Origin of the sequence: Yoonia maritima (assembly GCF_002933395.1) — a bacterium.
Classification (GTDB): domain Bacteria; phylum Pseudomonadota; class Alphaproteobacteria; order Rhodobacterales; family Rhodobacteraceae; genus Yoonia; species Yoonia maritima_A.
Genome location: NZ_PKFN01000011.1, coordinates 94,433 through 120,412 on the forward strand (window position 1 = coordinate 94,433; position 25,980 = coordinate 120,412).

Here is a 25,980-nt window from a genome sequence, read left to right on the forward strand (position 1 = left end):
TTTAGTGAACAACCAGTTGATCGTTCCAGATAACAATGCGCGCCCGTCCGTCTGCTTTGGCGCGGTATAGCGCTTGATCCGCCTGCGCAAGCAGCGCACTTAATGATAAGTGGGGGCGGTTTTCCACGGCGCCCACCGAAAGGGTAACACTCAGGTTTGCCTCTGTGCTGTGGTCCGTCGGGTGGAATGGAATGGGTCTGGTTAGCCGTTCCCCAATAATCCGTGCCTGCTGGATGGACGCATTGCACAGGAAAATCGCAAATTCTTCGCCGCCAATCCGCCCAACAACATCATCCCGACGGACGTTTCGTTGAAGCGTTTCTGAGATGCTTTGGAGACAAATGTCACCAGCTTGATGCCCGTAGGCATCGTTAATTCGTTTGAAATGATCTGCATCAAGAAGAAGTAGCGCGCCGGTGTCACCATTTTCACGCCGCCGATCAGCGCATTCCAAAAAGGTGCGTCGATTGTTTAGCCCGGTTAAGCCGTCTTTACGCGATAGTAATGATAGTTTGCGTTGCAGCCGTACCTGAAACATCATGATTGATAGCGCGAATAGTGCAAATGGTCCGCCAACATAAATCGCGTGTTTGAGATAGTAGAACCTGTCATCGATTACGACAACACCGTGGAAATGCGCAAAAGTGTAATTGGCAAGCGTGATAAGGCCCAGTGCAACAGCAAATCGCCCGAAGAGCGAAATGGCGCTGCGCGGTTCCAAAATGCGCATCAGTTTTTCCATGTTCTGCCCCCAAGTTATAGGAGGCAGACAATAACGGAAAAATCATTAAGGCTGTGTTAATGATGTGCGAAAATCACAACAATCTACCAGTCGTTAGGGCCTTTGTCGGCAAACGCATGTGCTAAAAAGTCAATGAAAGCGCGCACTTTGGGTTGGGTAAAGCGACCCGGTGGATAGACCGCGTAGATGCCTTGCGTTTCCACAGGCAGATCTGGAATTGCCTCTTCGACCAAACCTTTGCGCATCGCATCGGCATAAAGAAATGACGGAAGATACGCGATGCCAAGCCCGCCGACGCAAGCGTTCAACAATGACTGGCCATCGTTGACTGTCAGCCAACCAGCTGTGCGGACTTGCCGTTTTTCGCCGGACGGCGCGGTTAGTTTCCAAACCGCTGAATTCGCTTGGTTTGAATAGTGCAACAGCTTGTGATCGTTCAGATCGTCGATCTTCTCAGGGCGACCATATTGTTCGAAATATGCAGGACTTGCGATCATGCGACGTGTCGTCTCAGTTAGCTTGCGTGCACGCAGGGTGCTGTCTTCAAGCTCGCCAATCCGCACGGCCATATCAAAGCCTTCGGAAATCAGTTCGACGTAACGGTTGTTCAGCACCATGTTAACCGTGATATCTGGGAATTCGCTTAGGAACGTGCCCAAGACCGGAGACAGGTGATTGACCCCGAAATCGGTGGCGACACTGATCCGTAACAACCCAGATGGCGCTGATTGCATAGAGGTGACAAGCGCGTCCGCCTCGCCCGCATCGTTTAGGACGCGTCGTGCGCGATCATAGTAGGCAAGCCCGATTTCGGTTGGGCTAACGCGGCGCGTTGTCCGATTAAGCAGGCGCGCACCAAGACGCGCTTCGAGCGACGAAACATGTTTAGAAACAGCGGACTTTGAAATCCCCATTTTCTTGGCTGCGTCTGTGAAACCACCTTGGTCAACGACCGTGGCAAAGGCCTCCATTTCTGTCAGACGATCCATATGTGTTCCTAAACTTCTAATTTCCATGCTTTTATAGCGAGGGAAATCAGGCAGGAATGGGACCAATGCCTGACAAATCCGGGGTATCCGAGCTGTTAAGTCAGGTTAATTAGTTGTTAAAAGCGGATTTTCGCGCTTTGGTTACAGTGAAGCGGCAAGTCTCGTGCCTTGATTGATTGCACGTTTTGCATCCAATTCTGCCGCGACGTCTGCGCCGCCAATTACATGCACTGTTTTACCTAAGGCAATGAGCTGATCAGCGAGGCTACGTTCTGGTACCTGACCTGCACACATGACGATCGTATCTACCGCAATCACATGTGGGTTCTCGCGCATTTCTCCGCGTGAAACATGCAGGCCTGCGGCATCGATTTTTTCGTAGTTTACGCCGCCAACCATTTCGACATTTTTCATCTGCAAACCAGCACGGTGAATCCAACCCGTTGTTTTGCCTAGTCGTTTACCCAGCTTTTCAGATTTACGTTGTAACAGAGTAACTTGGCGCGTTGCAGGTTCTGGCTGTGGACCTTCGGCACGCAATCCGCCGCGAGTCGTTTCGGGGTCGCCGACGCCCCATTCTTCGAGCCATTCTTGTAGGTTTTCCGTCGGACTTTCGTCGGTCACAAGGTATTCTGCGACATCAAAGCCGATGCCGCCAGCGCCGATGATCGCGACGCGTTCGCCGACCTCTGCTTTGCCGCGAAGAACGTCGATATAAGACAGGACATTTGGCCCGTCTTGGCCCGGAATGGACGGATCGCGTGGGGCAACGCCTGTCGCGATGATGGTTTCGTCGAAATCAGCGAGCGTTTCGGGCGTGGCGGCTGTGCCCAACTTCAAAGAGATGTCCGATTTTTCGACCATTGTGCGGAAGTAATCCACCAGACCCCAGAATTCTTCCTTTCCGGGGACTTGTTTTGCCATGTTGAGCTGGCCACCAAGTTCCGTGGATTTGTCAAAAATTGTCACCGTATGCCCGCGGTCCGCTGCGGTTAGGGCCGCAGAAAGCCCCGCAGGGCCCGCGCCGACAACCGCGATCTTCTTGGGGCTGGCGGTTGGTTCGATGACCAGTTCGGTTTCGTGACATGCGCGAGGGTTCACCAAGCACGACGTCAGTTTGCCGCTGAATGTGTGGTCAAGGCAGGCTTGGTTACATGCGATGCATGGCGCGATTTCAGCTGGTTTGCCAGCGGCTGCCTTGGCGACGAAATCAGGGTCGGCAAGGAACGGACGGGCCATGCTGACCATGTCTGCGCAGCCATCGGCAAGAACAGATTCACCAACGTCAGGCATGTTGATACGGTTAGATGTGATGATTGGGATTTGAACCTCGCCCATCAGCTTTTTGGTGACCCAAGTGAAGGCGCGACGCGGGACTGAAGTCGCGATCGTTGGAATGCGGGCTTCGTGCCAGCCGATACCAGTGTTCAGGATCGTGGCGCCTGCGGATTCGACTGCTTTGGCAAGCTGAACGACTTCTTCCCATGTGGACCCGTTTGGCACGAGGTCGATCATGGATAGGCGGTAAATTACGATAAAGTTGGGGCCAACGGCCTCGCGGACGCGGCGGACGACTTCGACGGGAAGACGCATACGGTTTTCATACGATCCGCCCCATTCGTCGGTGCGTTTGTTGGTGTGTGTGACCAAGAATTGGTTCAGGAAATACCCTTCTGATCCCATGACCTCAACGCCATCATAGCCGGCCTCTTGGGCGCGGGTGGCGGCGGTGACCATGTCGCTGATCTGTTTTTCAATTCCTTCCGCGTCCAGTTCGGTCGGCGGGAACGGAGAGATCGGCGATTTGATTGCCGAAGGGGCGACGCATTTGGGGCTATAGGCATAGCGGCCAGCGTGTAGGATTTGCATTGCGATCTTTCCGCCAGCGTCATGGACACGGTCGGTTACGATGCGATGGTTTGCGATGTCCTCGTCCGTGTACAGCCCAGCCGCACCGGGAAATACACCGCCTTCGGGGTTGGGGGCCATGCCGCCAGTCACCATAAGGCCTACGTCACCACGCGCACGCGCTGCATAGAATTCCGCGACGCGGTTCCAGTCTTTCGTTTCCTCAAGGCCAGTGTGCATCGACCCCATCAGCACGCGGTTCTTAAGTGTCGTAAAGCCCAGATCAAGCGGAGCGAGAAGATGTGGATAATCGGTCATTGCGTGCCTCCCATTTGGGCAAATCATGACTGAAGCTGACGCGCACGTCATCCTGTACGTGGCGTAAGATATATCTGTTCCGCGAAATTTCATCGGTTGTTTCGCGAGCAAGACCAAATATGAATGCTGTTAAGATAAATAAGCGACATGGATGGCACCGATGGATATTACCCTGCTCAAAACCTTTTTAGAGGTTGCTGCGACTGGATCGTTCGTGTCTGCGTCGGATCGTCTATATGTGACGCAATCTGCGGTTTCGTTGCGTATCCAGCGGCTCGAGGATTCACTTGGCAAGCCGATGTTCACTCGTTCAAAGGCAGGGGCAGAGCTGACTAACGCCGGACGCGAATTTGAACGCTATGCGTTGTCGATTATCCGCGTTTGGGAAGAAGCCCGTCAGCAGGTCGCCATCCCCGAAGGGTTTACCCGCAGTCTGACAATCGGCGCACAGTATTCGCTTTGGCCGCGTATGGGCTTTCGTTGGATCGACGGGCTAAGAGAAACAATGCCAGATCTGAATATTCGCGCTGAACTGGGGATGCCGGACCGGCTTACTCGGTTTTTGATCGAAGGGATCATGCACGTTGGACTGCTTTATATGCCACAGCTGCGGCCGGGGTTGGTCGCCGAACAGGTATTAGAAGAAGAATTGGTGATGGTGGCGTCATGGAAAAACCCGACCATGGATTTGGGCGGGCGCTATGTCTTTGTCGATTGGGGGCCTGAATTTGTGGGTGCGCATGCGCAGGCCTTGCCAGAGCTGACGAACCCCGGACTTACCTTTTCGTTGGGCGCGATGGCGGCTGAATTCATTGTGAACCGACGGGGTGCGGCATATCTGCCGGCGCGCTATGTCAAAAAGTACATTGATGCCGGGCAGTTGTTCTTGGTCCCGGATGCACCGCGCTTTCCCTATCCTGTTTGGGCTGTTTGGCGGGACGATATGGACCCTGAAATACGTAAAATAGCAGCGGCGACTTTACACAGCGTTACAGATGTCGCCGAAGCCGATGGCGAGGCGGTGATCGCCCAGCTGCGTGACATTAGTGAGGATCACGAGGTTGAGGTTCTGGGAGAGCTACACGATCATGAATAAGTAAAAATCAGTTTAAGCATGATTATTTTGAATTTTCCTTATTCATAACCTATCGCTAAATATCCGCTCAGCAGAGATGCTCCCGTTCTTGGAACAGGACGGGTCACCTTCTTGGGAGAGGATAGACCCATGACAAACAACGTATTTATCATTGCTGTAATCAGCGGCTTCATCGCAACAGCTGGTGCAGCGCAAACAACTGCTTTCAGCAACCAAGACGCTTCTGTTGACGCGGTTGATGATCTGGAAGAAGCAATCGAAGATGACCGCGAGCGGGATCTTGGCCGTTTCGGCAACGAAGGTCGTGAGCTGGGCGCTTATGGTTCGGTCGCGCTTCGTGCTACATCTGTAAAAGATGACGATGGCACCACAACAGACATCGGTATGGGGCTGCGTTACGGCACATATGATGGCCTAAACGGTATCGACCTGACAGCAAGCCTTGCTTACGGCGAAACTGATGGCGTCAAAACAGAAGACACTTTGCTTGCTGGTATCGACTACCGTCGTGACCTGACAGACACTCTGTTTGCGTTCGGTAAATTGGAAGCTGGTTTTGACAACATGGCTGACACTGACGGCGACTTTAAACAGGACATCTTTGTGGGTGCTGGTCTTGGTTACCGTATCTACAACGCCGCTGACGTACAGTGGTCTGTTCAGGCTGGCCCAGGTTACCGCACAGCAAAGCGTGTGAACATGGAAGACGTATCTGAAGCAGCTGCTTCTGTGTCATCTAACGTGTTCAAAAGCCTGTCTGATGTAACATATGTCACGAACGACACCGATGTGATCTATTCGGAAACAGCGACAACACTGGTCAACGAACTCGCGCTGAACGTTGCAATGACAGAAACTCTGTCGCTGCGTACAGGTTACACAACCTCGTTCAACAGCGAAACAGATGCTGACCTGTCCGAAGGTGTGAACACACTGGGCGTTTCGGTGATCTACAACTTCAACTGATCATTTGATCAGCGTTCCCAAGCCTCTGAGCGAACGATCGGGGGAGATGCAGATGGCGGTGAAAACCGCCATCTGTTTATGTTTAACCGTTATTGCAATGATGGCGAAATGCTTGTTTTAGCATGTCCAATTCACTGCGCAGCAAATCCACTTCGGCGCGGATGTCCTCGGCTAATGCTTCGCCGGACAACAGTGAAAAACTGTTTAGCGTATTGCCTTGGTCGTCGCTAATCACAAAGGTCTGGACACCATCACTAATAAGGTGGGCAGGCACAGGGAATTCGATACGCCACTTTTCCTCAGCCTTGTCATAATCCGTATGCAGACCCTCGACTGGTTCTCCGTGATGGGTGACACGAAGGTCCGGTTGTTCAGTGCCTGCACCCGTCAGGGAGCCTTCCCAGACGCCAGCGACAAGCCGGGTTTTGGTCAGCGTGTAGGTTGTCATAACAGTCCCTTTCCCAGCATTCAGATTTCCGCGCGTGGATAGCGGCATATGTTTAAGTCGCGGATCGTGATCTTATTCATGTTTGGATTTTCAAACAGCAAGTCGATCCATATTTTTTCAGTCCGTGCTTCGTTCAACTGCGTGTAAGCAAGATCGAATTCGGCCTCCGTTTCGCGTTGGTCTGACGGAAGGGTGAGCAATATCTGTTCGGTGTTCGGCCCATTTTTGACGTTTAGACGCGCATAAATATTGATGGGCGCTTCGCGTTCGATCACCGCAGATAGCTGGATGACGTGCCGCTTTTTTAATCCTGTGGATGCGGCGGGGGGTAGATCAACGACCAAAGACAGAAAGCTACCGCCAAAGTGATACACCTCGAGCATAAGGCCGTACGCAGCAAGGTCATCAGCGTGTAGATTTCGGTATTGGGTTAAGCTGATCTCGGGTTGGTTGCAGTCATGAAAGATGCCGACTTCGCTACCAATTTTTTCGCGGTTTAACGCCGGTGCGAGGCCACGTTTCCAAAGCCTCGCGCGCCACGCCATTGGGCGCCAAGACCAGTCAGTGCCCGCGGGGCGTGTGAACGTATTGGTCCCAATTCGTGGCAGAGCGAGCCTGTCTTCAGCGATATAGCTAAGTTCTTGGAGTGGGATCAAAAGCTGTCGCGCATTTTGGCGTAGCGCGCGTAGCGTCGAAAGTTCGGCGTTGGGCGCGTTGCGTGCCGCATCTGTCCAGCGCGCTAGCGAAAGCCGCTGCATTAACCGCCCAAGAGCGCCATTTGGATTGATCGCCATATCCGCAGCCTTTCCTTATCGCCCTAAGCTAACATGAAATCTGTTAGATATCGGAAGATTGCGTTGCCTGAATAAGAATAGCCGGAGCGATCCCAACAGCCATAGCATTTAACAACCAAATTCCTGTGCTGTCATCAAGCGGAGCCGCAGATAATCCACGTAAGGCAACGGTCACAAGTCGCCCATTCACATCTGTAAATGTCCGCCATTCTTTGTTTTGCAGCCCGCCCACGCTGTGTGGCGCGCTGTCGTTAAACGCGACAGTGACGCGACCATCAGATATTTGCGTAGAAACGTCACTTACTGTGCTGCTGTCGCCGACATTACTGAGCAATACTGCACCGGCTTCTGATTGGAGAAAATTGCGCATATTGGTTTCGGAGCCCGTGACTGTCCCGGACCCGTCGGCACCGACTTGGATAGTGGCGAGCGCGACCGCACTGGGAAGTGCTTGGTCGGCACCCAAGGTTGCACAGGGCGCGATCACTGCAAAATCTGCGCTTGGGCGGCTCGCGCGATCATCGACACAAAACCCAGCAGGGGCACGGGCGACGACATCGCCGCCCGCTAATGTAATGGATTTTTGCGGAGACACAGTCGTGCAAGCTGACATTGCCAGCGCGGCTGCTATCCCCACAATAATACGGATCATATTCTTACAGATCCATGTAGATGTGTTTTTCGTTTTTCGCACCCGGATGCGTCACCGCGCCAAGACGTGTTGAACCCACCAATTGCGCGTATTTCCAAAGCGCACCAGAAGCATAGATCGTTTCCTTTGGCCCTTTCCATTTCGCTTTACGTTCGGCCAGAACTTCGTCCGTAAGGTCAACAGACAGCTCACCAGTAATGGCGTTGATGGTGATCATGTCGCCGTCTTCAAGCAATGCAATCGGGCCGCCATGTGCAGCCTCTGGGCCCACGTGACCCACGCAGAAACCGCGTGTCGCGCCAGAGAAACGACCATCTGTGATCAGTGCAACTTTCTTGCCCATGCCTTGGCCAGACAGCGCAGCTGTTGTGGCCAGCATTTCGCGCATCCCTGGGCCACCTGATGGACCTTCGTTGCGGATTACCAGAACTTCGCCTTCTTTATATTGGCGGGCTTTGACGGCTTCGAAAGTGTCTTCTTCGCATTCGAACACACGTGCTGGGCCGGTAAAGACCTGTTGTTCTGCGTCCATACCAGCGACTTTTACGATAGCGCCTTCTGGGGCAACGTTACCTTTTAGGCCAACCACACCACCAGTTTTGGTGATCGGGTTTTCGACGGAATAGATGACTTTGTTGTCAGCTTCGCCTTTGATCATGTCCAGCTCTTCGCCCATCGTGCGGCCAGATGCGGTCATGCAGTCTTCGTGGATTAGACCTGCTTTGCGCAGTTCCTTCATTACGACAGGAACGCCGCCCGCTTCGTAAAGGTCTTTGGCGACATACTGACCGCCCGGTTTTAGGTCGACGAAATATGGCGTATCGCGGAAGATGTCGCAAACGTCGAACAGGTCAAAGTCGATGCCAGCCTCAGCCGCCATCGCGGGCAGGTGAAGACCTGCGTTTGTTGATCCGCCAGTACAGGCAACAACGCGTGCCGCGTTTTCAAGCGATTTGCGTGTGACAACATCACGCGCGCGGATGTTCTTTTCGATGAGGTTCATGACCGCTTCGCCAGATGCGACGCTGTATTGGTCACGCGATTCATATGGTGCAGGGGCACCTGATGAGTGCATAAGCGCAAGGCCGATTGCCTCGGATACACATGCCATGGTGTTCGCTGTGAACTGACCGCCGCAAGCGCCGGCAGATGGGCAGGCAACGCGTTCAAGGATTTCAAGTTCAGCATCTGACATGTTGCCAGCTTGGTGCTGACCAACGGCTTCGAACACGTCTTGAACTGTAAGGTCTTTGCCATCAAGGCGCCCCGGAAGGATCGAACCACCGTAGATAAAGACGGACGGCACGTTAAGGCGGATCATCGACATCATCATACCGGGCAGTGACTTATCACAACCAGCAAGACCAACCAAAGCATCATAGCAGTGGCCACGCATGGTAAGTTCAACTGAATCGGCGATGGCTTCGCGTGACGCCAATGACGCGCGCATACCTTCATGACCCATCGCGATACCGTCGGTGACGGTAATGGTTGTGAATTCGCGGGGCGTACCGTTCGCGGCCTTAACACCCAGCTTAACAGCTTGGGCCTGACGGTTCAGCGAAATGTTACAGGGTGCAGCTTCGTTCCAGCAGGTCGCAACACCAACAAATGGCTGCGCAATATCGTCTTCATCTAGACCCATCGCGTAAAGGTAAGACCGGTGCGGTGCACGGCTTGGGCCTTCGGTGACGTGGCGGCTTGGTAGGTTGGTCTTGTCGGCTTTGCCTTTAAGCATTGGCTTGTCTCCCGGGAACTAATGTCGCAGGTCTAAAAGTTGGACGGGGGTGACGCAAGTTAGAACTGCGCTTGCAGGTGCGCAGATATGCGGCCTAATGTCCGCTATGACTGATCCATACGCCCCACATCACAGCTTTGTTCGTGTCGCTGCGCGGGCGCCACAGCTTTGGCGGGTGGTCTTGGTGGTTGTTGGTTTCGAGGTGATTTTCGCGCTGTCACCAGATATCGTGATGATTTTCTTATCTGGCGAAGCTGCGCGTAACGCATATCTAGAAGGTACATCAGCCTTCGGGACGCTCGCACAATTTTTTACCTTTGTGATCGGTTGCGTGGGGCTGGTGATGTTGTTGCACCTCGTGCATGGGCGCGGATTCTGGTCGTTGATCGGTCCCGCACAAAGTGCGTGGCGCGATTTATGCGCTGTCGCGTGGGGGGGTGCGCTTGTGTTGTTCGCGCAAGAACTGCTGCCACCTTGGTATGATCTAGGGAGCGATGTCGAAGTCCGCCCCTTTGCGCGGTGGTTGTTGCTGATTCCGGTTACTTTACTTGCCCTGTTTGTACAGGTGGGAACCGAAGAGATGCTATTTCGTGGGTATTTGCAGCAACAGTTTGCCTGCCTATCAAAGCAGCGTTGGGTTTGGATGGGTATCCCTTCCATCATGTTTGGCGGGCTGCACTACTGGAATGGAAATGGTGCCACTGAAGGATTTATGTGGGCGCTTTGGGCGACAATGCTCGGGGCCGCATGTGCCGATCTCACCGCGCGCACTGGGAATCTAGGCGCGGCCGTTGGTCTGCATCTTGCGAACAACGCCTTTGCTATATTGTTGTACGGGATCAGTGGTTGGGCCGGCACAGGGGTTGCATTGTTCTTATTTCCTTACGTTGATCCAATCGAATACTCCGCAGAGATCAGTGCGCTTCCAACCCAATGGATCATATTTCAGGTTGCTGGGCAGATGTTGTCTGTTCTTGTGATGTGGCTTGCCGCACGGATTGCAATTCGCAAATAAACCCGGCGGGATCATGATGGTTTTGTACTTTCGGGCGATCACCACTGATTGCATTTCGTGACGCTCCGTCATATCTGGAAGGCGTTAATGCAGAAGGCGCGCCAATGAACTGGATCACCAACTACGTCCGTCCGACGATCAACTCGCTGTTTTCGCGCCGTGAGGTGCCTGAAAACCTTTGGACCAAGTGTCCCGAGTGCGGAACAATGCTGTTTCACCGCGAACTGACAGACAATTTGAACGTTTGCACAAACTGCGATCACCATATGGCGATTTCAGCACGTGAACGCTTGATGTCGATCTTTGATGGTGGCGTGTTCGTCGAAGTCGCGGTGCCCGAACCGGTCGCAGACCCGCTGCATTTCCGTGATCAAAAGAAATACACCGACCGTATCAAAGATGCCCGTAAGAAGACTGGCGAAAAAGATGCGATGCTTGTTGCCGAAGGTGACATGGGCCGTACGCCAGTTGTTGTCGCTGTACAGGACTTTTCCTTTATGGGCGGGTCGATGTCTATGTACGTCGGCAACGCAATTGTTGCCGCTGCTGAACGCGCAATTGCGCTGGGCCGTCCGCTGATCCTGTTTTCTGCCGCCGGTGGCGCGCGCATGCAAGAAGGCATTCTTGGCCTTATGCAAATGCCGCGCACTACGATTGCGGTTCAGATGCTCAAAGAAGCAGGTCTGCCTTATGTCGTCGTGTTGACCCACCCAACAACCGGTGGTGTGACTGCGTCCTATGCGATGCTGGGCGATGTACAGATTGCCGAACCGAATGCGCTGATCGGTTTTGCCGGTGCTCGTGTGATTGAGCAGACGATTGGTGAAAAGCTGCCCGAAGGGTTCCAGCGTGCTGAATACCTGTTGGACCACGGTATGTTGGATCGCGTGACAAAGCGCACCGATCTTAAGGATGAGCTGACCACTATTCTGCGTATGCTGATGGGGCTTGAAGCCCCTATCAAAGGTGACCTGCCTGCGCCCGAAATCGTTGCCGAAGCGGTTGAGGAAGCACCAAAAGAAACACCTGCGAAAGACGCAAAGTGACAGCGTCGTCTGATGTGATCCTTGAAAGGATGATGGCCTTGCATCCCAAGGTCATCGACCTGACCTTGGACCGCGTTTGGACTTTGCTTGAAAAACTGGATAATCCCCAAAACCGTTTGCCGCCTGTCATCCATTTGGCAGGTACGAACGGCAAGGGATCGACCCAAGCCATGATCCGCGCAGGGTTAGAGGCGGGTAATGCCAAGGTGCATGCTTACACCTCACCGCATTTGGCGCGGTTCCATGAGCGCATCAGGCTTGCTGGTGAGTTGATCACCGAAGAGGCGCTGACCGAAGTTTTGGATCGTTGCTATACCGCCAATGGCACAGACCCGATTACCTATTTTGAAATCACGACCGTTGCTGGTTTGCTGGCGTTCGCTAAAACGCCTGCCGACTATACTTTGCTTGAGGTTGGATTGGGCGGGCGCTTGGATGCGACGAATGTGATCGATAAGCCGGCGGTGACGGTGATTACGCCGGTGGATTTGGACCATCAGCAGTTTCTGGGCGATACGTTGGCGCAAATCGCTGGTGAAAAGGCTGGGATCATCAAGCGCGGCGTTCCCTGTGTCGTTGGCCCGCAGCATGACGAAAGCATGGATGTGATCGAAAATATCGCCGCCCGTCTTGGCGCGCCTCTTTATGCATACGGTCAGCAGTGGCACGTCAGTGCTGAACGCGAACGGCTGATTTATCAAGACGAGCGTGGATTGCTTGATTTGCCGCTGCCGAATTTACCCGGACCGCATCAGATTATGAACGCAGGTGCCGCGATTGCGACCCTGCGCCTGCTAGGCAAAGACGAATCCGCCTGCGAAACTGCCGTCACCCGCGCCTATTGGCCCGCCCGAATGGAACGTTTGACTAAAGGTGCGCTGGTCGATCTTGCCGCACCCGCAGAACTGTGGCTGGATGGTGGTCATAACCCCGCCGCTGGTCGCGCGCTGGCAGCGACGTTGCGCCAGCAACTCAAACGGCCAACCCATCTGATTTGCGGTATGCTGAATACTAAAGACATTGGCGGCTATCTTGCTCCGCTGTCCGAAGTGGCCGACACGCTGACTGCAGTGTCGATCCCCGGTGAGGCAAATACCATTCCCGCCAAAGATACGGCCAAGGCTGCTGTGGACGTTGGCATGGATGCGTCGGTCGCCGATAGCGTGACGGACGCTATCACCAAGATCAAGGCAGAAGCACCGAACGCCCGCATTCTTATTTGCGGATCGCTATACCTTGCCGGGCATGTCATGCGCGAGAATGCAAAATGATCCGCGCTGGTGCCGTCATATTGTCGCTGACCGCGACGCAGGCGAATGCTGCTGATTTCTATTTTTGCTGGATCGGCGCGAATGACTACACAATGACCGGTCAGATGACGATCCCGGATGCGGCGCTGGGACAACCTATGGTGACCGAAGCAGACGTGACCCGGTTTAAGATCGCGGGCTATCAGGCTGGCTCGCTGCTGGGAAAATGGGACATGGCATCGCGCCAAGACGGCGCAAGTTGGATGTTGCGCTATGATCCGGGCCGGGCTGTCTTTGTGACGCCGGGGGAACTGGGCTTAGGTGTGACGCAGGCATGGAACGCGAACGGGAACGCGAATGACTGTGGCAATCCGGGTTTTGGTTTCAACCTTGGTAACTATGCACAGGATTTTTGCTTAGATGGCCAATGGGTCGAAGAAAGCGGTATGCCGCCAGATACGCCATTCTTGGTTAGCCCGGTTCCAATCGACCCATACTGCAGGACATATGCACCGGTAAGTTAATGCCGATTCGCGAATCACTCTATTGACTGCGAATCACTTCATCGCTTAGTGTCGTTTTCAACGCGAAACGCCAAACGTAATAGGCGTGCCGGAGCAGTCTTGGCAGGGCGAGTAGGCGGGCTTTCGGGCCTGTCTTCTTGTGCCAGCGGCAGGGCTTAGGCCGTTCAAGTTGCGACAACATGCCGTGATCACGAGGACGTGTTTGCATGACTGGCATAGTCCCATTAGGCTCAAGATGAACCTGACCAAAAGGCCTGATTAAATCGTGCTAAAACGCTTACTTTCTGCCGTCGCTGTTTCTTATCTGTTGTCTTCTGGGTCTGCGGTACTGGCCGACCCCAATGCTGGGGCGTACCTTGCTGGGCGGCAAGCCGTCCACGACCATGACTATGGTTCTGGGGCAAGGTATCTGACCGAAGGACTGCTTAGCGATCCGTCGAACCCCTATCTTCTTGATCGCGCGATGACATCTTATGTCGCGCTGGGGCAAATGGATCAGGCAATTTCAATAGCTCAAGCTATCGTTGATCAGGGGTTTAACAGTCAGGTGGCGCATCTGGTTTTGCAGATGGCAGACGTGAAGTCGGAAAATTGGGACGGCATTTTCCAAGCGTTAGAACAAGGGCGCACAGTTAGCCCACTGATTGATGGAATTGCCCAAGCATGGGCACATCTTGGAAATGGTGACATGACCAAGGCCAGTGCTGGCTTTGACCGTGTGATCGAAACCGAAGGTATGGTTGTTTATGGCGTAACGCACAAAGCATACGCGCTTGCGTCGGTTGGCGATTTCGAAGGCGCCGAAGCGATGTTCAGTATGCGTGTCGCCGGTGGGATGCGGTATAACCGAAAAAGCGGCATCGCCCATGCGCAAATCCTAAGCCAGCTTGGCCGGAACGAAGATGCGCTGGTGATCCTTGATGGGGTGTTTGGCGCGAAGTTGGATCCTGGTCTTGCGCAGCTACGGGATCAATTACAGGCTGGTGAGGCTGTCGCTTACAATGCTGTCACCACGCCTGAACAGGGGATGGCGGAAATTTATCACATCACGGCTGGCGCGATCCAAAACGATGCGCCTGATGCATATACGTTGATGTATGCGCGCGCGGCTAACTATCTATGGCCAGATAATACTGTCGCTACTTTGATGACCGCTGGTTTGCTGGAAAAGCTGGGGCAGTACGATCTGTCGAATGCTGCGTATACAAGCGTCCCACGTGACGATCCTGCATTCCATGCTGCCGAACTTGGCCGTGCTGATGTATTGCGTTCGGGGGGTCGTGTCGAAGCCGCGATCGAAGTTTTGGATGCGCTGGCCCGCAGTCACCCCGATTTGCCACAGGTCTTTACCAACCAAGGCGACACTCTTCGGCAGGCTGGCCGGTATGAGGAAGCGGGCAGGGCCTATACACGTGCCATCGAACTTTATGATGACGATGATCCGACGAAATGGTTTGCGTATTACACCCGTGGCATTTGCGCGCATAAGACAGATAATTGGCCCGCTGCAGAAGCTGATTTTCGCGCGGCGTTGTCGTTGCAGCCGAACCATCCGCAGATCTTGAACTATCTTGGGTATTCTTTGGTTGAACGCGGTGAAAAATTGGATGAAGCGCTTGGTATGCTTGAAACAGCTGCTGCGGCGCGGCCAGATCACGGCGCGATTATCGATAGTCTTGGCTGGGTGCTGTTCCAGCTTGGTCGTTATGACGAAGCCGTCGGATTGTTGGAAAGCGCTGCCGAACTGGAACCTGTCGATTCTGTCGTAAATGACCACCTTGGTGATGCTTATTGGGCTGTTGGCCGCGAGGTAGAGGCGCAATTCCAATGGAACCGCGCATTATCATTTGGTCCGTCTGATACTGAAGCATTACGTATCCGTGATAAGCTGGATCGCGGGCTAGATATTGTGCTTGTTGAAGAAGGTCTTGCGCCGATCCGGGTGGCCAGTGGCGACCATTAAGGCGATAGCACCTGCTAAGGTTAATCTTACCTTGCATGTGACGGGACAACGGGCAGATGGGTATCATTTGCTGGATAGTCTTGTCGTGTTTGCCGGTGTTTCCGATCGGTTAACCGCGACGGTTGCGCCAGATATGCGCATTTCGGTGAATGGGCCGTTTTCGATTGGTGTCCCGACTGACGAAGGCAACTTAATGATGCGGGCGGCTGACGCGTTGCGGGCCGCACGCGGTGTGGATAAAGGCGCAATGCTGACGCTTGAAAAGCATTTGCCGCACGCCGCCGGTATTGGCAGCGGATCGTCAGATGCTGCTATCACCCTCGCGATGTTGGCCGAGCTTTGGCAGGTTGATCCATTGCCTGCGACCGCACCAGAAGTGGTAGCATTGGGCGCTGATCTGCCCGTTTGTTTGCGGGCCCCTAACCCAACACGGATGTCGGGGATTGGTGATGTGCTTGCTCCTGTGCCGCTGTTGCCGCCCTGTGCGATCGTTTTGGTGCGGCCTCGGGTCGATGTACCGACCGGGCAGGTGTTTAACGGCATGACAGATAAAAATGGTGCGCCAATGGCCCCGCTGCCTGAAGGCGCCGATTATGACGCGTTCGTAAATTGGCTAAAGGCGCAACGAAACGATATGCAGACTGCCGCCGAAAAGATCGCGCCGGAGATCAGCAAAGTTATAGCCAAACTGGAATCTTTGCCGGGCGTCAGTGTTGCAGGCATGTCCGGTTCAGGTGCTACCTGCTTTGGCTTGGTTAAGGACATGGCGACAGCGCGCCATGTCGCACGGATCGTCCAAGTGTCACAGATGGATTGGTGGGTCGCCCCGGCCGAGGTGTTAGGCACGGGGCAGGTGTTTTAATTTAGCCCAAGCGCTTGCTGGATTTGGTCCATATGGGTCACAGGCGTTGCACCTGTATCGCCAATACGCGCTGGATCACCATCGGCCACATACCCAAAACATGGCATTCCTGCCGCTTTTGCGGCTAAGAACCCGGCGGGCATATCGTCGATCATCACAGCATCTTGCGGCGTGACGCCCATGTCTTTCACGATTTGTAGCAGCATATCTGGTTTAGGCTTTGGCCCGTGGTCGTGACCAGAATAGATGCGCCCATCGAACAATTCAAAAAGACCGCTTGGTGTCAGGCTGATTTCCATCTTGGGAATCGGCCCGTTAGACGCAATTGCGCGCTTTATGCCTGCGCGATCAAGCGCGTGGATCAGGTCAATGACCCCTTGGATCACAGGGACGCCTTTGCGCAGTGCTTCGAAAACTTCAGCATAGATGTCATCAACCCATGTGTCCGGTAGAACCGCGCCGCGACGGGTCGCTTCAATTCCGACGCCTTCGATTGTGCCGCCAGCGAAAAGCCGGTGCACGTCATTTGGGCTGATCGTCAGACCAAAGTGGGTCAGACTGGCCGAGATGATTTTATCAGTTGTTGGTTCGGTATCCACTAGAACGCCGTCGCAGTCAAAAATTACTAATTTAGGAGTCATAAATTTGCCTTTAGAAATGTTATCCAAGTATCGCCATAGCGGCGTTGGTCGAGCGTTGTAAAACCGGGTGGCGCGATTTGGGCGGTGCTTTCTTCCCACACGATTAGCGCATCAGGGGCGATCCAGCCTGCAGTCTTGGCCGCGCCAAGCGCCTTTGCACCCAACCCTTGGCCGTATGGCGGATCAAGAAACACCAACGCGCAGGGATCGCCTTGGGGAAGGCGCGATGCGTCACTGCTAATCAACATCGTGTCGGACTGTCGGCGCAGTTTGGCGATGTTTTCGCGGATCAGCTTTTGCGCGACCCGCCCACTATCGACAAAGGTCACGTGGGTTGCGCCACGTGAAAGGGCCTCAAGCCCAAGCGCACCAGTGCCGGCAAATAGGTCGAGCACGTTCGTGTCCGTGATCGGGTTACCAAATCGCCCACCTAACAGAACGTTAAACAGGCTTTCGCGCACGCGGTCGGTCGTGGGGCGCAGATGCGCCCCTGCGTCGCCTTTTCCGACAGCGGCCAAAGCCGTGCCGCGATGGGTGCCACCAATGATCCTCACGGCTTTAATAGCGCCTTCATATCGGTGGCTGGGTCGGTGATCACGGCTGGGGCAGGGCTGCGGCCTGCTTCGATCAGGCGCTTGCCGATCATGTAATTGCGCGGGTCGTTCATCGCGTCGACAGCGAGCAGTTCGTCGCCTTTGTAATACCAGTTGGACTGCACACCGGGCGCGTCCCCTTTGCGGATATAAACATCGGTATAGCCAATATTCAGCCCGGCGATTTGCAGCTTGCAGTCGTATTGATCAGACCAGAACCATGGCTTCGGCGTATATTCTTCGTCGCGCCCCATGATGTTGCGTGCGACGGCCTCTGCCTGATCAATGGCGTTGCCTACGCTTTCAAGACGGATGCGTTCGCCCTTAAACAAGCAAGACGCGCAATCGCCTGCCGCCCAGATATGCGGATCAGACGTACGCCCGTGGCTATCTGTGGTGATGCCGTTATCGACAGCAATACCAGCGCTTTCAGCAAGGATCGTGGCTGGGTTGATCCCAACACCAACTACGGCAAAGTCGATTTCTAATTCGGTGCCATCGGTCAGCAATGCACCCGAGACGTGGTCGTCGCCCAGCAATCGTTCAAGCCCGACGCCTTCGCGGATATCAACGCCATGTGCGCGGTGAAGTTTGCGGAAATAATCTGATGTCTCTGGGGCAGCGACGCGCTGTAGAATACGGTCGGCCATTTCGACCAAAGTAACCTTTAGCCCGCGCTTTGCGGCCACTGCGGCAGCTTCTAACCCGATGTAACCACCACCGATGATCAGCACGTGTTTGTCAGCGACAAGGGCAGGTGCCATCGCATCCGCGTCGCTAAGATCGCGCATCGCATAGATACCGTCCAGCATTCCACCGACAGAGGCGGGCAGCATGCGCGGATGCGCGCCGACTGTCAGCGCCAAATCATCGTATGGGATGACTTCTTCGTCAGATAACGTGATGGTTTTATTTTGTCTATCAATTGCAACTACGCGTGTATTGAGGCGCAGATTGATCTTTTGATCTGCATAGAATTCTTCGGGCCGCAGATACAGCCGTTCTTCGGCCATTTCCCCAAGTAAATAAGCCTTTGAAAGCGGCGGACGCTGATAAGGTGGTACCTTTTCTGCGCCAATAAGTGTAACGTCACCATCAAAGCCTTCGCTGCGTAGCTTCGCAGCGAGAGACGCGCCAGCCTGACCTGCACCGACAATGACAACGTGAGCCATACTTATCTCCTTGGGGTTCACCCTCTTGTTTCAGGGACATCTATATGTGAGTCATCAAAAGATACAAACACGAAGGGGCTATAATAATGACTATCAAAACAGGTGATACACTTCCGGCCGCAACATTGTTGCAAATGGGTGAAGACGGACCAGCACAAGTGTCACTTTCAGACAAGCTGACGAACCGCAAAGTGGTGATCTTTGGCTTGCCGGGCGCGTATACTGGTACATGTTCTACGGCTCACGTACCAAGCTTTATGATCACGCATGACGATTTCAAAGCCAAAGGCGTTGATGAAATTATCTGCATTTCGGTCAATGATCCGTTTGTGATGAAAGCATGGGGCGATGCGACCGGAGCGATCGACGCTGGCATTACAATGCTGGCCGACGCCGAAAGCGCGTTTACAACAGAAATCGGAATGAACTTTAGCGCGGCACCGGTTGGTTTCGTGAACCGGTCTAAGCGGTACTCGATGCTGGTCGACAACGGCGTGATCACCATTTTGAACGCTGAAGCGAACCCAGGTGAATGCGAAATTTCTGCTGGTGAAACATTGCTTGAGGCAATGGAGTAAAACCAAAAGGGCGGTGCTGAATGCACCGCCCTTTTTTTGTTATGCTTGGGTCTGAACCAGTGTTCGTGTCGGGAACGGAATGTCGATATCCGCTTTATCAAGCGCCTCTTTGACTTGCCGTTTCATATCAGCTTGAAACTGAAAATAGTCACCGCTATCGCACCAAACACGCACCAGAAAATCAACCGAGCTATCGCCCAAGTTGTTTACCTGAATGAACGGGGCAGGATCCGTTTTTGCGCGTGGATCCGCAAGAATCGTGTCGCGGATAACCTGTTCGGCATTTTTAAGATTTGCACCGTAACCAACCCCAAATGTCCATTCGGCCCGTCGTGTGGCGTAGGTCGAGTAGTTTACGATGGTGTTGCCCCAAACCTGTGCGTTGGGGATGATGATTTGTAGATTGCCGGGTGACGCGAGTTCAATAAAGTTCAAAGTGATGTCTTTTACGGTACCCATTTGGCCGGATACTTCGACAAAATCGCCAATTTTTACTGGACGGAAGAACACGATCATCACACCAGCCGCGACGTTTGACAGCGTGCCCTGCAACGCAAGACCAATCGCCAAACCAGCGGCACCGATGACGGCGACGAACGAAGTGGTTTCGACGCCAAACGTGTTCAACACAAATAGGAATGCAAAGCCAATCGCGATATACCGCGCTATATTTCCAAGGAAATTGAATAGCGTAATATCGAGATGTTTGTTGTTTTCACCAAGATGAACGAGCCGTTTTCGTAGCCAACCGCCGATCACAAAGCCGGCGATGATGATCAGTAACGCCGCAACGACATTACCAAAAATAGACGCTAGAAACTCAAGCGTCAGTAGATCTCCGATGGTTTTGCCATTCCAGATGGCGGTGTTTAGTAGCTTGTCCAAGTCAGCCCCCTGCGAGTTTGTCTAATTTAGCGCCGAGTTTGGCGTCTAGCGCCGATAGACCACCTGCGTCATGTGTGGTCAACGTAACCTTGACGGTTTTGTAGACATTGAACCATTCGGGGTGGTGGTTCCATTTTTCAGCCCAGATCGCAGCGCGGGTCATAAAGCCAAAGGCGTCGATGAAATTTGAGAACGTGTAGGTCTTTTCTATCGCATCACGACCACTGACAAAGCGCCAGCCGGTAGAAAGCAGTGGATTGATGAGTGCGTTGCGTTCGGTTTCGGTCAATGTGTTGGTCATTGCTGTTCCTCACGGTTGGATTTGCGGAATGGTCCATAGCTGGTCAGGACTTCGATTTCGTGGTCGATGGCGTCACGTTCTGCGTCAAGATAGCGCGCGACAGCGTCCCGAAAACCCGGATCACCGAACCAGTGCAGCGAATGTGTCGTGACAGGTAGGTACCCGCGCGCCAGTTTGTGTTCGCCTTGCGCCCCTGCTTCGACACGCGACAGACCCTGGGTGATGGCGAAATCAATCGCCTGATAGTAACAAAGTTCAAAGTGAAGACAGGGGTGGTGTTCGATACAGCCCCAATAGCGCCCAAATAGCGTTTCGCGCCCAATGAAATTCAGCGCCCCAGCCACGGCGCGACCGTCCCGCATAGCGAGCACCATCATCATATCGTCGCGCAGGGTTTCTTGGGCGCAGTCAAAGAATTCGCGCGTCAAATACGGGGTGCCCCATTTACGATTACCCGTGTCTTGGTAAAACTGCCAAAAGGCATCCCAATGTTCGGGCTGAATATCTTCGCCTGTCAGGGTAATGATATCTCCGCCAAAGCTTTGCGCTTGTGCGCGTTCTTTGCGGATGTTCTTGCGCTTGCGGCTGGATAGCGTGGCAAGGAATGCGTCGAAGTCTTTATAGCCGTCGTTGACCCAGTGGAATTGCTGGCCAATGCGGGCAAGCAGCCCCATTTCCTCGCCCGCGATTGCTTCGGCCTCGGTGCAAAAGGTGGCGTGGACGGATGAGATTTCGTTGTCTGCGGCGATCTGGATCGCGCCTTGGATCAGGGCAGACATTCCAATCACCTCGTACCCCGGTCTGGTCAGAAACCTGCGTCCTGTCGCAGGGGTGAACGGCACAGCGATTTGGAGTTTAGGGTAGTATCGCCCGCCCGCGTTTTCATAGGCATGCGCCCAGTTGTGATCAAAGATGTACTCGCCTTGGCTGTGCCCCTTTGCATAAAGCGGTGCTGCGGCGATCATTTGGCCGTTTTGGCGCACGGTCAAATAACGAGGCTGCCAGCCACTGCCGCCACCAACCGATCCGCTGTCTTCTAATGCCTTTAGAAATCGATACGTCGTGAATGGATCATAGGGGCGACCGTCGACTGCCTCTGGGCATGCGCAGGCATCCCAGTCGGTTGGGTTAATGTCCGCAAGGCTGGGATGGGCCGCGACTTCGATTGGGATGTCTGTCATATTATCAGACTTGGGTGCGATCTGCGCTTCGTCAAGCGAGGTAGCCTTCAAAGGTCACATTTTCGGCGATCTCGCGCGCTTTTGCCTCGGCTTCGGGCGAACGGATTGTCCAGCAAAGCACCTGCGCGCCTTGGGATTTCAGCTCTGCAACCCGAGGACGGTCCAAGTCGGCCGCTTCGTGGCTGATAAAGCAGGCCCCTGTGTGATCATAGTCGGGGATATCGCGCAAAACGGCGCGCGTTTCATCAGGGACTTCGGGCCAGTACTGCGCCTGATAGCTAGATGTGGTGATCCCGCGCGGGATATTTGGCGCAATCTGTGCCATCGCAGCGATGCTGTGCGGATTGAACGACATGACCGCAACCTCTCCGGAGTAGTCCTTGAGCGCGTTGCCCGTTGCCTGTTCCAGTATGCCGACATTCGGGCCCATTGCGCCGTCTTGATCCTTGATTTCGATCAGCAAAGGCACGCGGCCACCAACGGTTTCCAGAACTTGCGTCAGCGTTGGAATGGTTCCGGGGTCACCAGTCAACTTGATCGCGCCCAGTTCTTTGCTTGTGCGTGCTCGGATAGCGCCAGTTTCTGCGGTCAAGCGATCAAGCAGGTTGTCGTGAAACACCATTGCTTGATCATCGCGGCTTAGCTGTACGTCAATTTCGATGCCGTAGCCTGCATCGATTGCCGCTTGGATCGAGGCAAGGCTGTTTTCCACCCGCCCCGCAGCGCGGTCATGAAGGGCGCGGTGGGTGATCGGGCGGGCAATGAAAGATGGTGGCAAGGTCATTTGATCTGGAAGATTGCTTCGATTTCAACAGCAACGCCAAATGGCAGGCTCGCGGCACTTACCGCAGACCGCGCGTGGCGTCCCGCATCGCCGAGCGCCGCAACCATAAAGTCAGAAGCGCCGTTGATTACCTTCGGCTGGTCTGTAAATTCAGGGGTCGAGTTCACAAAGCCTACCAGCTTAACGACGCGCACGAGCCGGTCGATGTCGCCGCCACAGGCTGCTTTGAGTTGAGCGAGTAGGTTGACCGCGCATGTTTGTGCAGCGGCGGCGCCTGCTTCGGCGTCAGTGTCCTGACCCAGTTTTCCAGTAATCAGCCCGTCAGCATTGGCCGAGATCTGGCCGGATACATGGACCATATCGCCAATAACCACATAGGGAACATAGTTCGCTGCCGGCGCAGGCGCATCCGGTAGGGTGACGCCCAGTTCGGCCAGTTTGGTTTCGATCTCGCTCATGGGAATCTCCTGTCATTTTGCCTGAACGCTAGCGGGCAAAACGACAGGGTGCAATCACGACTCGCGGAAGGCCTTGGCGAAATAGTCAGCTAAAGGTTTGAGGAAGTACGCCATCGGGCTGCGGTCGGCTGTACGCATGAATGCTTCGACGGGCATACCGGGAATCAAAGCCATGTCTTTAGGTAGTCGGTCAATCTCGCCTTCGTTTAGCTGAACCTCTGCACGGTAAAACGACAGGCCGGAGTTTTCATTCTGAAACGCATCCGCGGAAACAAGTGTCACCTTGCCATTCAGTTCAGGTGTACGGCTGCGATCAAAGGCGGAAAAGCGCAGCGTCACGTCTTGGCCGACATAAATCTGATCGACGTCTTGCACGTTAACTTGGGTTGCGATGACCAACGGGCGGTCTTGGGGGATCAAGAAAAGCACAGGGTCGGCGGGTAGGATAACCGATTGCTGCGCAAAAACCTGCATGCCGTAAATAATGCCAGAAACAGGGGCGCGCACGTCAAGCCGATCAAGCTGCCGCACCAAGGTCCGGCGCCGTTCGGCAAGTTCCAATTGATTGTACTGAAGATCACGCAGCCGCGTGATTGCTTCTTCGCGGCGGGTGGTTGCAAGGCTTAGAATTTGTAGGTCTATTTCTGTTGTACGTTCTGCTGCTTGGGCCGCTTGGGCAGTGAGTTCACCCATCGTTCCCAACAGGCTTGCCTCTTCGCGCTGCAGCGCAAGGACGCGGCTGGCTTGGGCGAGGCCGCGATCAAGTAGGCTTTGTTGGTCACGCAGTTCTTCGGCGATTAAATTGCGCTGCGTGGTCAGCGCTGTTTGCTGCGCTGTGATTCCGTTGATTTGGCTTGCGATCTGCGCACGCTGCTGGGTCAGCTGTTCAACAGCGCCATCATTGGATTCACGGCGCGCATCAAACAGCCGATTTTGGCCGGCGATCAGTTCTGTGACCTCGGGGGTGTCGACCTCTAGTAGTGTGGACGAAAATGTAAGCGTGTCAGTATCGTCTCGTTCCGCTTCAAGACGCGCGCGCCGAGCAAGGATTTCAAATAGCTGCCCTTCGACAACGGCCAGTTCCGATTGTAGGACCGTCGCGTCAAGGCGGATAAGTAAATCACCTGCGATCACGGTGTCACCTTCATCCACAAGGATTTCGGAAACAACCCCGCCATCAGGGTGCTGCACGACCTGTCGGTTGCGGTCTACTTCGATTTGGCCGCTGGTAATAACGGCGCCTGTGATTTGGGCAAGGAAAGCCCATGTTCCAAAGCCGCCTACAAGGATCAAAAGTGTTAAAACGCCAGCGCCCAAGTGGTTCTTTGCGGACCAACGGTTTTCTGGTTGATCGGTCATGCTACGCCTCCCGACTTGCCGGTCGAGCGTTGGATGTCGCCATGATTTTTGACCAATTCAGCCATGACAGCATCCTTTGGCCCATAGGCGCGCCGCGTGCCGTTGTCGATGACGAGCAATGTGTCACATTCTTGGATCGCAGCGGGACGGTGAGCCATGATGAATATGACGTTTCCTTCAGACTTTAGGACCTTGATTGCTTGGTTCAGGGCAACGGAACCTTCGTTATCTAGGTTAGAATTGGGTTCATCCAACACCAACACGACCGGATCGCCGTAAAGGGCACGTGCAAGGCCGATCCGCTGAATTTGCCCACCTGATAGCCGCCCACCATTGGCCGAAACCCGAGTATCATATCCGTCGGGTAGTTTTAAAATCATGTCATGTGCCGCAGCTTTTTGTGCGGCTTTGACGACGGCTGCGTCGTCGGGCTGCATGAGCATACGTGCGATGTTTTCTTTGATCGTCCCGTCAAACAGTTGCACGCGCTGAGGTAAGTAGCCAATGTGTTTGCCTAAAACGTCAGGGTCATACTGTTCAAGCGATGCGCCATCTAAACGCACGTTACCAGATGCGGGTTGCCAAACACCTGTCAGCACCCGGGCAAGCGTTGATTTTCCTGCGCCTGACGTACCAATCACGCCGATGGCCTGTCCGGGTTTGACCTCGAAACTGATTGACCGCAGCGCGGGCAGTTTTTCCCCCGGCGGTACAACGGTAACCTGCTCAACACGTAAAGCAGCCTTGGGCTTTGGCAGTTCTGTACGAGGCATGTCTGGCGGCACCGCGCTGAGAAGAACACCTAAGTTGGCCCAGCCTTCGCGTCCGCGTTGAAATACGGCCCATTGGCCGACAATCATTTCAATCGGGGCAAGCCCGCGGCCCAGCAGGATCGAGCCCGCAATCATCGCACCGGGCGACAGTTCGTTGATTAGCACCAAGTATGCGCCAAGGCCCAGCATCGCCGATTGCAGGAATAGGCGAAACGTTTTGGTCATCGCGGTGAATGTGCCAGACGCGTCAGCCGCTGAAATGCTGGCGTCCAGCGACTTGCCACGTGCAAGCTGCCAGCGATCAAAGGCTGCGCTGCGCATTCCCAAAGAGTGAACCATTTCACTTTCAGACCGGATCTGGTTGCCGAGTTGATCTGCTGCAAAGCGTGAGGAGTTTGCGGTCTCTAGCGGTTTATGGCTGGTGACTTGGTTCGCGATGGCGACAATCATCAATACGATCGCGCCAAACAGGGCAAGAATGCCCATCGCTGGGTGGAAAATAAAGATGCCAAAGAAGAACAGCGGTGCCCATGGTAGGTCGAATAATGCCATCAAAGCGGGCGATGTAATTAGGCGCTGAACCGATTCGAGGTCGCGCAGGCCTGTTGCCGCTTCGCGAGGGGCGCGTGACAGTGTTGTTGCACGCATAACCGCCGCGAAAACAGGGCGATCAAGGCGCGCTTGAAACCGCGCACCGATCCGCCCCATGACCCGACCACGCACATAATCAAGAATCCCCATCATTCCATAAAGAAACGCGACGAGCGCAGACAGTGCGATCAAAGTTTCGAACGATCGTGAGCTAAGAACTCTGTCGTATACGTTTAACATATACAATGGGCCGGTTAGCATCAGAAGGTTCACGAAAAAGCTAAAGATCGCAACGGCCCAGTAAAGAGAACGGCTTTCTTGTCGGGCGGCGCGCAACTGCGCGCGTCCGTTCGGATATGAAGGCATTGGTTGGTCTTTTCCTTGCATCGAAAACCTATTGTGCAACCTATAGA

General features: G+C 54.3%; 26 protein-coding genes. 9 read left to right on the top strand and 17 right to left on the bottom strand.

Annotated features, from left to right (window positions below; genetic code table 11):
- Position 1 precedes the first annotated feature (1 nt).
- From CYQ09_RS15315 to CYQ09_RS15325, 3 genes are all read right to left on the bottom strand, one after another.
- Entirely contained in the window at positions 2–742 is a 741-nt protein-coding gene (locus tag CYQ09_RS15315) for a GGDEF domain-containing protein (protein ID WP_239495970.1), read from the bottom strand.
- An 83-nt stretch (positions 743–825) separates the two neighbouring features.
- A complete protein-coding gene (locus tag CYQ09_RS15320; RefSeq protein ID WP_106358948.1) occupies positions 826–1,731 on the bottom strand; it encodes a LysR family transcriptional regulator in 906 nt (301 codons plus the stop codon).
- Between the two features lie 141 nt (positions 1,732–1,872).
- Positions 1,873–3,897, bottom strand: coding sequence for an NADPH-dependent 2,4-dienoyl-CoA reductase (locus CYQ09_RS15325; RefSeq protein WP_106746273.1), 2,025 nt, complete (start codon positions 3,895–3,897; stop codon positions 1,873–1,875).
- A gap of 160 nt (positions 3,898–4,057) precedes the next feature.
- Here CYQ09_RS15325 and CYQ09_RS15330 point away from each other — a divergent pair, with 160 nt between their 5' ends.
- Together CYQ09_RS15330 and CYQ09_RS15335 are read left to right on the top strand one after the other, a co-directional pair.
- Entirely contained in the window at positions 4,058–4,993 is a 936-nt protein-coding gene (locus tag CYQ09_RS15330; protein ID WP_106746405.1) for a LysR family transcriptional regulator, read from the top strand.
- 129 nt (positions 4,994–5,122) lie between these two features.
- A complete protein-coding gene (locus tag CYQ09_RS15335; protein WP_106746274.1) occupies positions 5,123–5,959 on the top strand; it encodes a DUF481 domain-containing protein in 837 nt (278 codons plus the stop codon).
- Positions 5,960–6,041: 82 nt separating this feature from the next.
- Here the strand turns inward: CYQ09_RS15335 and CYQ09_RS15340 are convergent, their stop codons facing one another.
- Genes CYQ09_RS15340 through ilvD form a run of 4 tightly spaced genes read right to left on the bottom strand, consistent with a single transcriptional unit; the run spans position 6,042 to position 9,591 of the window.
- A complete protein-coding gene (locus CYQ09_RS15340) occupies positions 6,042–6,407 on the bottom strand; it encodes a hypothetical protein (RefSeq protein ID WP_106746406.1) in 366 nt (121 codons plus the stop codon).
- A 20-nt stretch (positions 6,408–6,427) separates the two neighbouring features.
- On the bottom strand, positions 6,428–7,201 hold the full coding sequence (locus CYQ09_RS15345; protein ID WP_106746275.1) for a DUF6478 family protein: 774 nt from the start codon (positions 7,199–7,201) through the stop codon (positions 6,428–6,430).
- Positions 7,202–7,244: 43 nt separating this feature from the next.
- Positions 7,245–7,853 (bottom strand): dihydroxy-acid dehydratase, encoded by a 609-nt coding sequence (locus CYQ09_RS15350; protein ID WP_106746276.1) that lies wholly within the window; start codon positions 7,851–7,853, stop codon positions 7,245–7,247.
- A 4-nt stretch (positions 7,854–7,857) separates the two neighbouring features.
- Complete coding sequence (gene ilvD / locus CYQ09_RS15355) at positions 7,858–9,591, bottom strand: dihydroxy-acid dehydratase (RefSeq protein ID WP_106746277.1); 1,734 nt, start codon at positions 9,589–9,591, stop codon at positions 7,858–7,860.
- A 97-nt stretch (positions 9,592–9,688) separates the two neighbouring features.
- Here ilvD and CYQ09_RS15360 point away from each other — a divergent pair, with 97 nt between their 5' ends.
- The 6 genes from CYQ09_RS15360 (at position 9,689) to CYQ09_RS15385 (ending at position 16,251) form a co-directional block, all read left to right on the top strand.
- Entirely contained in the window at positions 9,689–10,606 is a 918-nt protein-coding gene (locus tag CYQ09_RS15360; protein ID WP_239495971.1) for a CPBP family intramembrane glutamic endopeptidase, read from the top strand.
- Positions 10,607–10,710: 104 nt separating this feature from the next.
- Positions 10,711–11,652, top strand: coding sequence for an acetyl-CoA carboxylase, carboxyltransferase subunit beta (gene accD, locus CYQ09_RS15365; RefSeq protein WP_106746279.1), 942 nt, complete (start codon positions 10,711–10,713; stop codon positions 11,650–11,652).
- A gap of 29 nt (positions 11,653–11,681) precedes the next feature.
- Complete coding sequence (locus CYQ09_RS15370) at positions 11,682–12,923, top strand: bifunctional folylpolyglutamate synthase/dihydrofolate synthase (protein WP_106746407.1); 1,242 nt, start codon at positions 11,682–11,684, stop codon at positions 12,921–12,923.
- Positions 12,920–13,426 carry a hypothetical protein gene (locus CYQ09_RS15375; protein ID WP_106746280.1) on the top strand — a complete coding sequence of 169 codons (507 nt, stop codon included), beginning with the start codon at positions 12,920–12,922 and terminating at the stop codon, positions 13,424–13,426. The genes CYQ09_RS15370 and CYQ09_RS15375 overlap by 4 nt, the downstream gene beginning before the upstream one ends.
- A 265-nt stretch (positions 13,427–13,691) precedes the next feature.
- Complete coding sequence (locus CYQ09_RS15380; RefSeq protein WP_204353973.1) at positions 13,692–15,389, top strand: tetratricopeptide repeat protein; 1,698 nt, start codon at positions 13,692–13,694, stop codon at positions 15,387–15,389.
- A complete protein-coding gene (locus CYQ09_RS15385) occupies positions 15,376–16,251 on the top strand; it encodes a 4-(cytidine 5'-diphospho)-2-C-methyl-D-erythritol kinase (protein WP_106746282.1) in 876 nt (291 codons plus the stop codon). The genes CYQ09_RS15380 and CYQ09_RS15385 overlap by 14 nt, the downstream gene beginning before the upstream one ends.
- Here the strand turns inward: CYQ09_RS15385 and CYQ09_RS15390 are convergent.
- The 3 genes from CYQ09_RS15390 to CYQ09_RS15400 are packed head-to-tail and all read right to left on the bottom strand — an operon-like array spanning position 16,248 to position 18,657.
- Entirely contained in the window at positions 16,248–16,892 is a 645-nt protein-coding gene (locus CYQ09_RS15390; RefSeq protein WP_106746283.1) for an HAD family hydrolase, read from the bottom strand. The two genes, CYQ09_RS15385 and CYQ09_RS15390, sit on opposite strands and share 4 nt — an antisense overlap.
- A complete protein-coding gene (gene rsmD / locus CYQ09_RS15395) occupies positions 16,889–17,446 on the bottom strand; it encodes a 16S rRNA (guanine(966)-N(2))-methyltransferase RsmD (RefSeq protein WP_106746284.1) in 558 nt (185 codons plus the stop codon). The genes CYQ09_RS15390 and rsmD overlap by 4 nt, the downstream gene beginning before the upstream one ends.
- A complete protein-coding gene (locus CYQ09_RS15400) occupies positions 17,443–18,657 on the bottom strand; it encodes an NAD(P)/FAD-dependent oxidoreductase (protein ID WP_106746285.1) in 1,215 nt (404 codons plus the stop codon). Before CYQ09_RS15400 ends, rsmD begins: the two co-directional genes overlap by 4 nt.
- 86 nt (positions 18,658–18,743) lie before the next feature.
- Here CYQ09_RS15400 and CYQ09_RS15405 point away from each other — a divergent pair, with 86 nt between their 5' ends.
- Positions 18,744–19,235, top strand: a complete 492-nt coding sequence (locus tag CYQ09_RS15405) for a peroxiredoxin (RefSeq protein ID WP_106358932.1) — start codon at positions 18,744–18,746, stop codon at positions 19,233–19,235.
- Positions 19,236–19,274: 39 nt separating this feature from the next.
- Here the strand turns inward: CYQ09_RS15405 and CYQ09_RS15410 are convergent, their stop codons facing one another.
- The 7 genes from CYQ09_RS15410 to CYQ09_RS15440 are packed head-to-tail and all read right to left on the bottom strand — an operon-like array spanning position 19,275 to position 25,933.
- On the bottom strand, positions 19,275–20,120 hold the full coding sequence (locus tag CYQ09_RS15410) for a mechanosensitive ion channel family protein (RefSeq protein WP_106746286.1): 846 nt from the start codon (positions 20,118–20,120) through the stop codon (positions 19,275–19,277).
- Between the two features lies 1 nt (position 20,121).
- The gene (locus tag CYQ09_RS15415) at positions 20,122–20,421 is read right to left on the bottom strand and encodes a 4a-hydroxytetrahydrobiopterin dehydratase (protein WP_106746287.1); all 300 of its coding nucleotides are present in this window, start codon (positions 20,419–20,421) and stop codon (positions 20,122–20,124) included.
- Positions 20,418–21,602, bottom strand: a complete 1,185-nt coding sequence (locus CYQ09_RS15420) for a GNAT family N-acetyltransferase (RefSeq protein ID WP_106746408.1) — start codon at positions 21,600–21,602, stop codon at positions 20,418–20,420. Before CYQ09_RS15420 ends, CYQ09_RS15415 begins: the two co-directional genes overlap by 4 nt.
- A 31-nt stretch (positions 21,603–21,633) precedes the next feature.
- On the bottom strand, positions 21,634–22,386 hold the full coding sequence (locus tag CYQ09_RS15425; protein ID WP_106746288.1) for a glycerophosphodiester phosphodiesterase family protein: 753 nt from the start codon (positions 22,384–22,386) through the stop codon (positions 21,634–21,636).
- Entirely contained in the window at positions 22,383–22,844 is a 462-nt protein-coding gene (locus tag CYQ09_RS15430) for a RidA family protein (protein ID WP_106746289.1), read from the bottom strand. The genes CYQ09_RS15425 and CYQ09_RS15430 overlap by 4 nt, the downstream gene beginning before the upstream one ends.
- A gap of 54 nt (positions 22,845–22,898) precedes the next feature.
- Positions 22,899–24,203: an HlyD family type I secretion periplasmic adaptor subunit gene (locus tag CYQ09_RS15435; RefSeq protein ID WP_106746290.1), complete on the bottom strand. Its 1,305-nt coding sequence runs from the start codon at positions 24,201–24,203 to the stop codon at positions 22,899–22,901.
- Positions 24,200–25,933, bottom strand: coding sequence for a type I secretion system permease/ATPase (locus CYQ09_RS15440; RefSeq protein WP_106746409.1), 1,734 nt, complete (start codon positions 25,931–25,933; stop codon positions 24,200–24,202). The genes CYQ09_RS15435 and CYQ09_RS15440 overlap by 4 nt, the downstream gene beginning before the upstream one ends.
- Positions 25,934–25,980: the final 47 nt, after the last annotated feature.

Bases quoted from the DNA above. Each gene is read 5' to 3' on its own strand.
- CYQ09_RS15360 (WP_239495971.1), top strand. From the start codon at position 9,689: ATGTCCGCTATGACTGATCCATACGCCCCACATCACAGCTTTGTTCGT.
- CYQ09_RS15325 (WP_106746273.1), bottom strand. From the start codon at position 3,897: ATGACCGATTATCCACATCTTCTCGCTCCGCTTGATCTGGGCTTTACG.
- CYQ09_RS15335 (WP_106746274.1), top strand. From the start codon at position 5,123: ATGACAAACAACGTATTTATCATTGCTGTAATCAGCGGCTTCATCGCA.
- CYQ09_RS15370 (WP_106746407.1), top strand. From the start codon at position 11,682: ATGATGGCCTTGCATCCCAAGGTCATCGACCTGACCTTGGACCGCGTT.
- accD (WP_106746279.1), top strand. From the start codon at position 10,711: ATGAACTGGATCACCAACTACGTCCGTCCGACGATCAACTCGCTGTTT.
- CYQ09_RS15435 (WP_106746290.1), bottom strand. From the start codon at position 24,203: ATGACCGATCAACCAGAAAACCGTTGGTCCGCAAAGAACCACTTGGGC.
- CYQ09_RS15345 (WP_106746275.1), bottom strand. From the start codon at position 7,201: ATGGCGATCAATCCAAATGGCGCTCTTGGGCGGTTAATGCAGCGGCTT.
- CYQ09_RS15415 (WP_106746287.1), bottom strand. From the start codon at position 20,421: ATGACCAACACATTGACCGAAACCGAACGCAACGCACTCATCAATCCA.
- CYQ09_RS15390 (WP_106746283.1), bottom strand. From the start codon at position 16,892: ATGACTCCTAAATTAGTAATTTTTGACTGCGACGGCGTTCTAGTGGAT.
- CYQ09_RS15420 (WP_106746408.1), bottom strand. From the start codon at position 21,602: ATGACAGACATCCCAATCGAAGTCGCGGCCCATCCCAGCCTTGCGGAC.
- CYQ09_RS15405 (WP_106358932.1), top strand. From the start codon at position 18,744: ATGACTATCAAAACAGGTGATACACTTCCGGCCGCAACATTGTTGCAA.
- CYQ09_RS15430 (WP_106746289.1), bottom strand. From the start codon at position 22,844: ATGAGCGAGATCGAAACCAAACTGGCCGAACTGGGCGTCACCCTACCG.
- CYQ09_RS15440 (WP_106746409.1), bottom strand. From the start codon at position 25,933: ATGCCTTCATATCCGAACGGACGCGCGCAGTTGCGCGCCGCCCGACAA.
- CYQ09_RS15375 (WP_106746280.1), top strand. From the start codon at position 12,920: ATGATCCGCGCTGGTGCCGTCATATTGTCGCTGACCGCGACGCAGGCG.
- CYQ09_RS15340 (WP_106746406.1), bottom strand. From the start codon at position 6,407: ATGACAACCTACACGCTGACCAAAACCCGGCTTGTCGCTGGCGTCTGG.
- CYQ09_RS15330 (WP_106746405.1), top strand. From the start codon at position 4,058: ATGGATATTACCCTGCTCAAAACCTTTTTAGAGGTTGCTGCGACTGGA.
- CYQ09_RS15320 (WP_106358948.1), bottom strand. From the start codon at position 1,731: ATGGATCGTCTGACAGAAATGGAGGCCTTTGCCACGGTCGTTGACCAA.
- ilvD (WP_106746277.1), bottom strand. From the start codon at position 9,591: ATGCTTAAAGGCAAAGCCGACAAGACCAACCTACCAAGCCGCCACGTC.
- CYQ09_RS15425 (WP_106746288.1), bottom strand. From the start codon at position 22,386: ATGACCTTGCCACCATCTTTCATTGCCCGCCCGATCACCCACCGCGCC.
- CYQ09_RS15400 (WP_106746285.1), bottom strand. From the start codon at position 18,657: ATGGCTCACGTTGTCATTGTCGGTGCAGGTCAGGCTGGCGCGTCTCTC.
- CYQ09_RS15350 (WP_106746276.1), bottom strand. From the start codon at position 7,853: ATGATCCGTATTATTGTGGGGATAGCAGCCGCGCTGGCAATGTCAGCT.
- CYQ09_RS15315 (WP_239495970.1), bottom strand. From the start codon at position 742: ATGGAAAAACTGATGCGCATTTTGGAACCGCGCAGCGCCATTTCGCTC.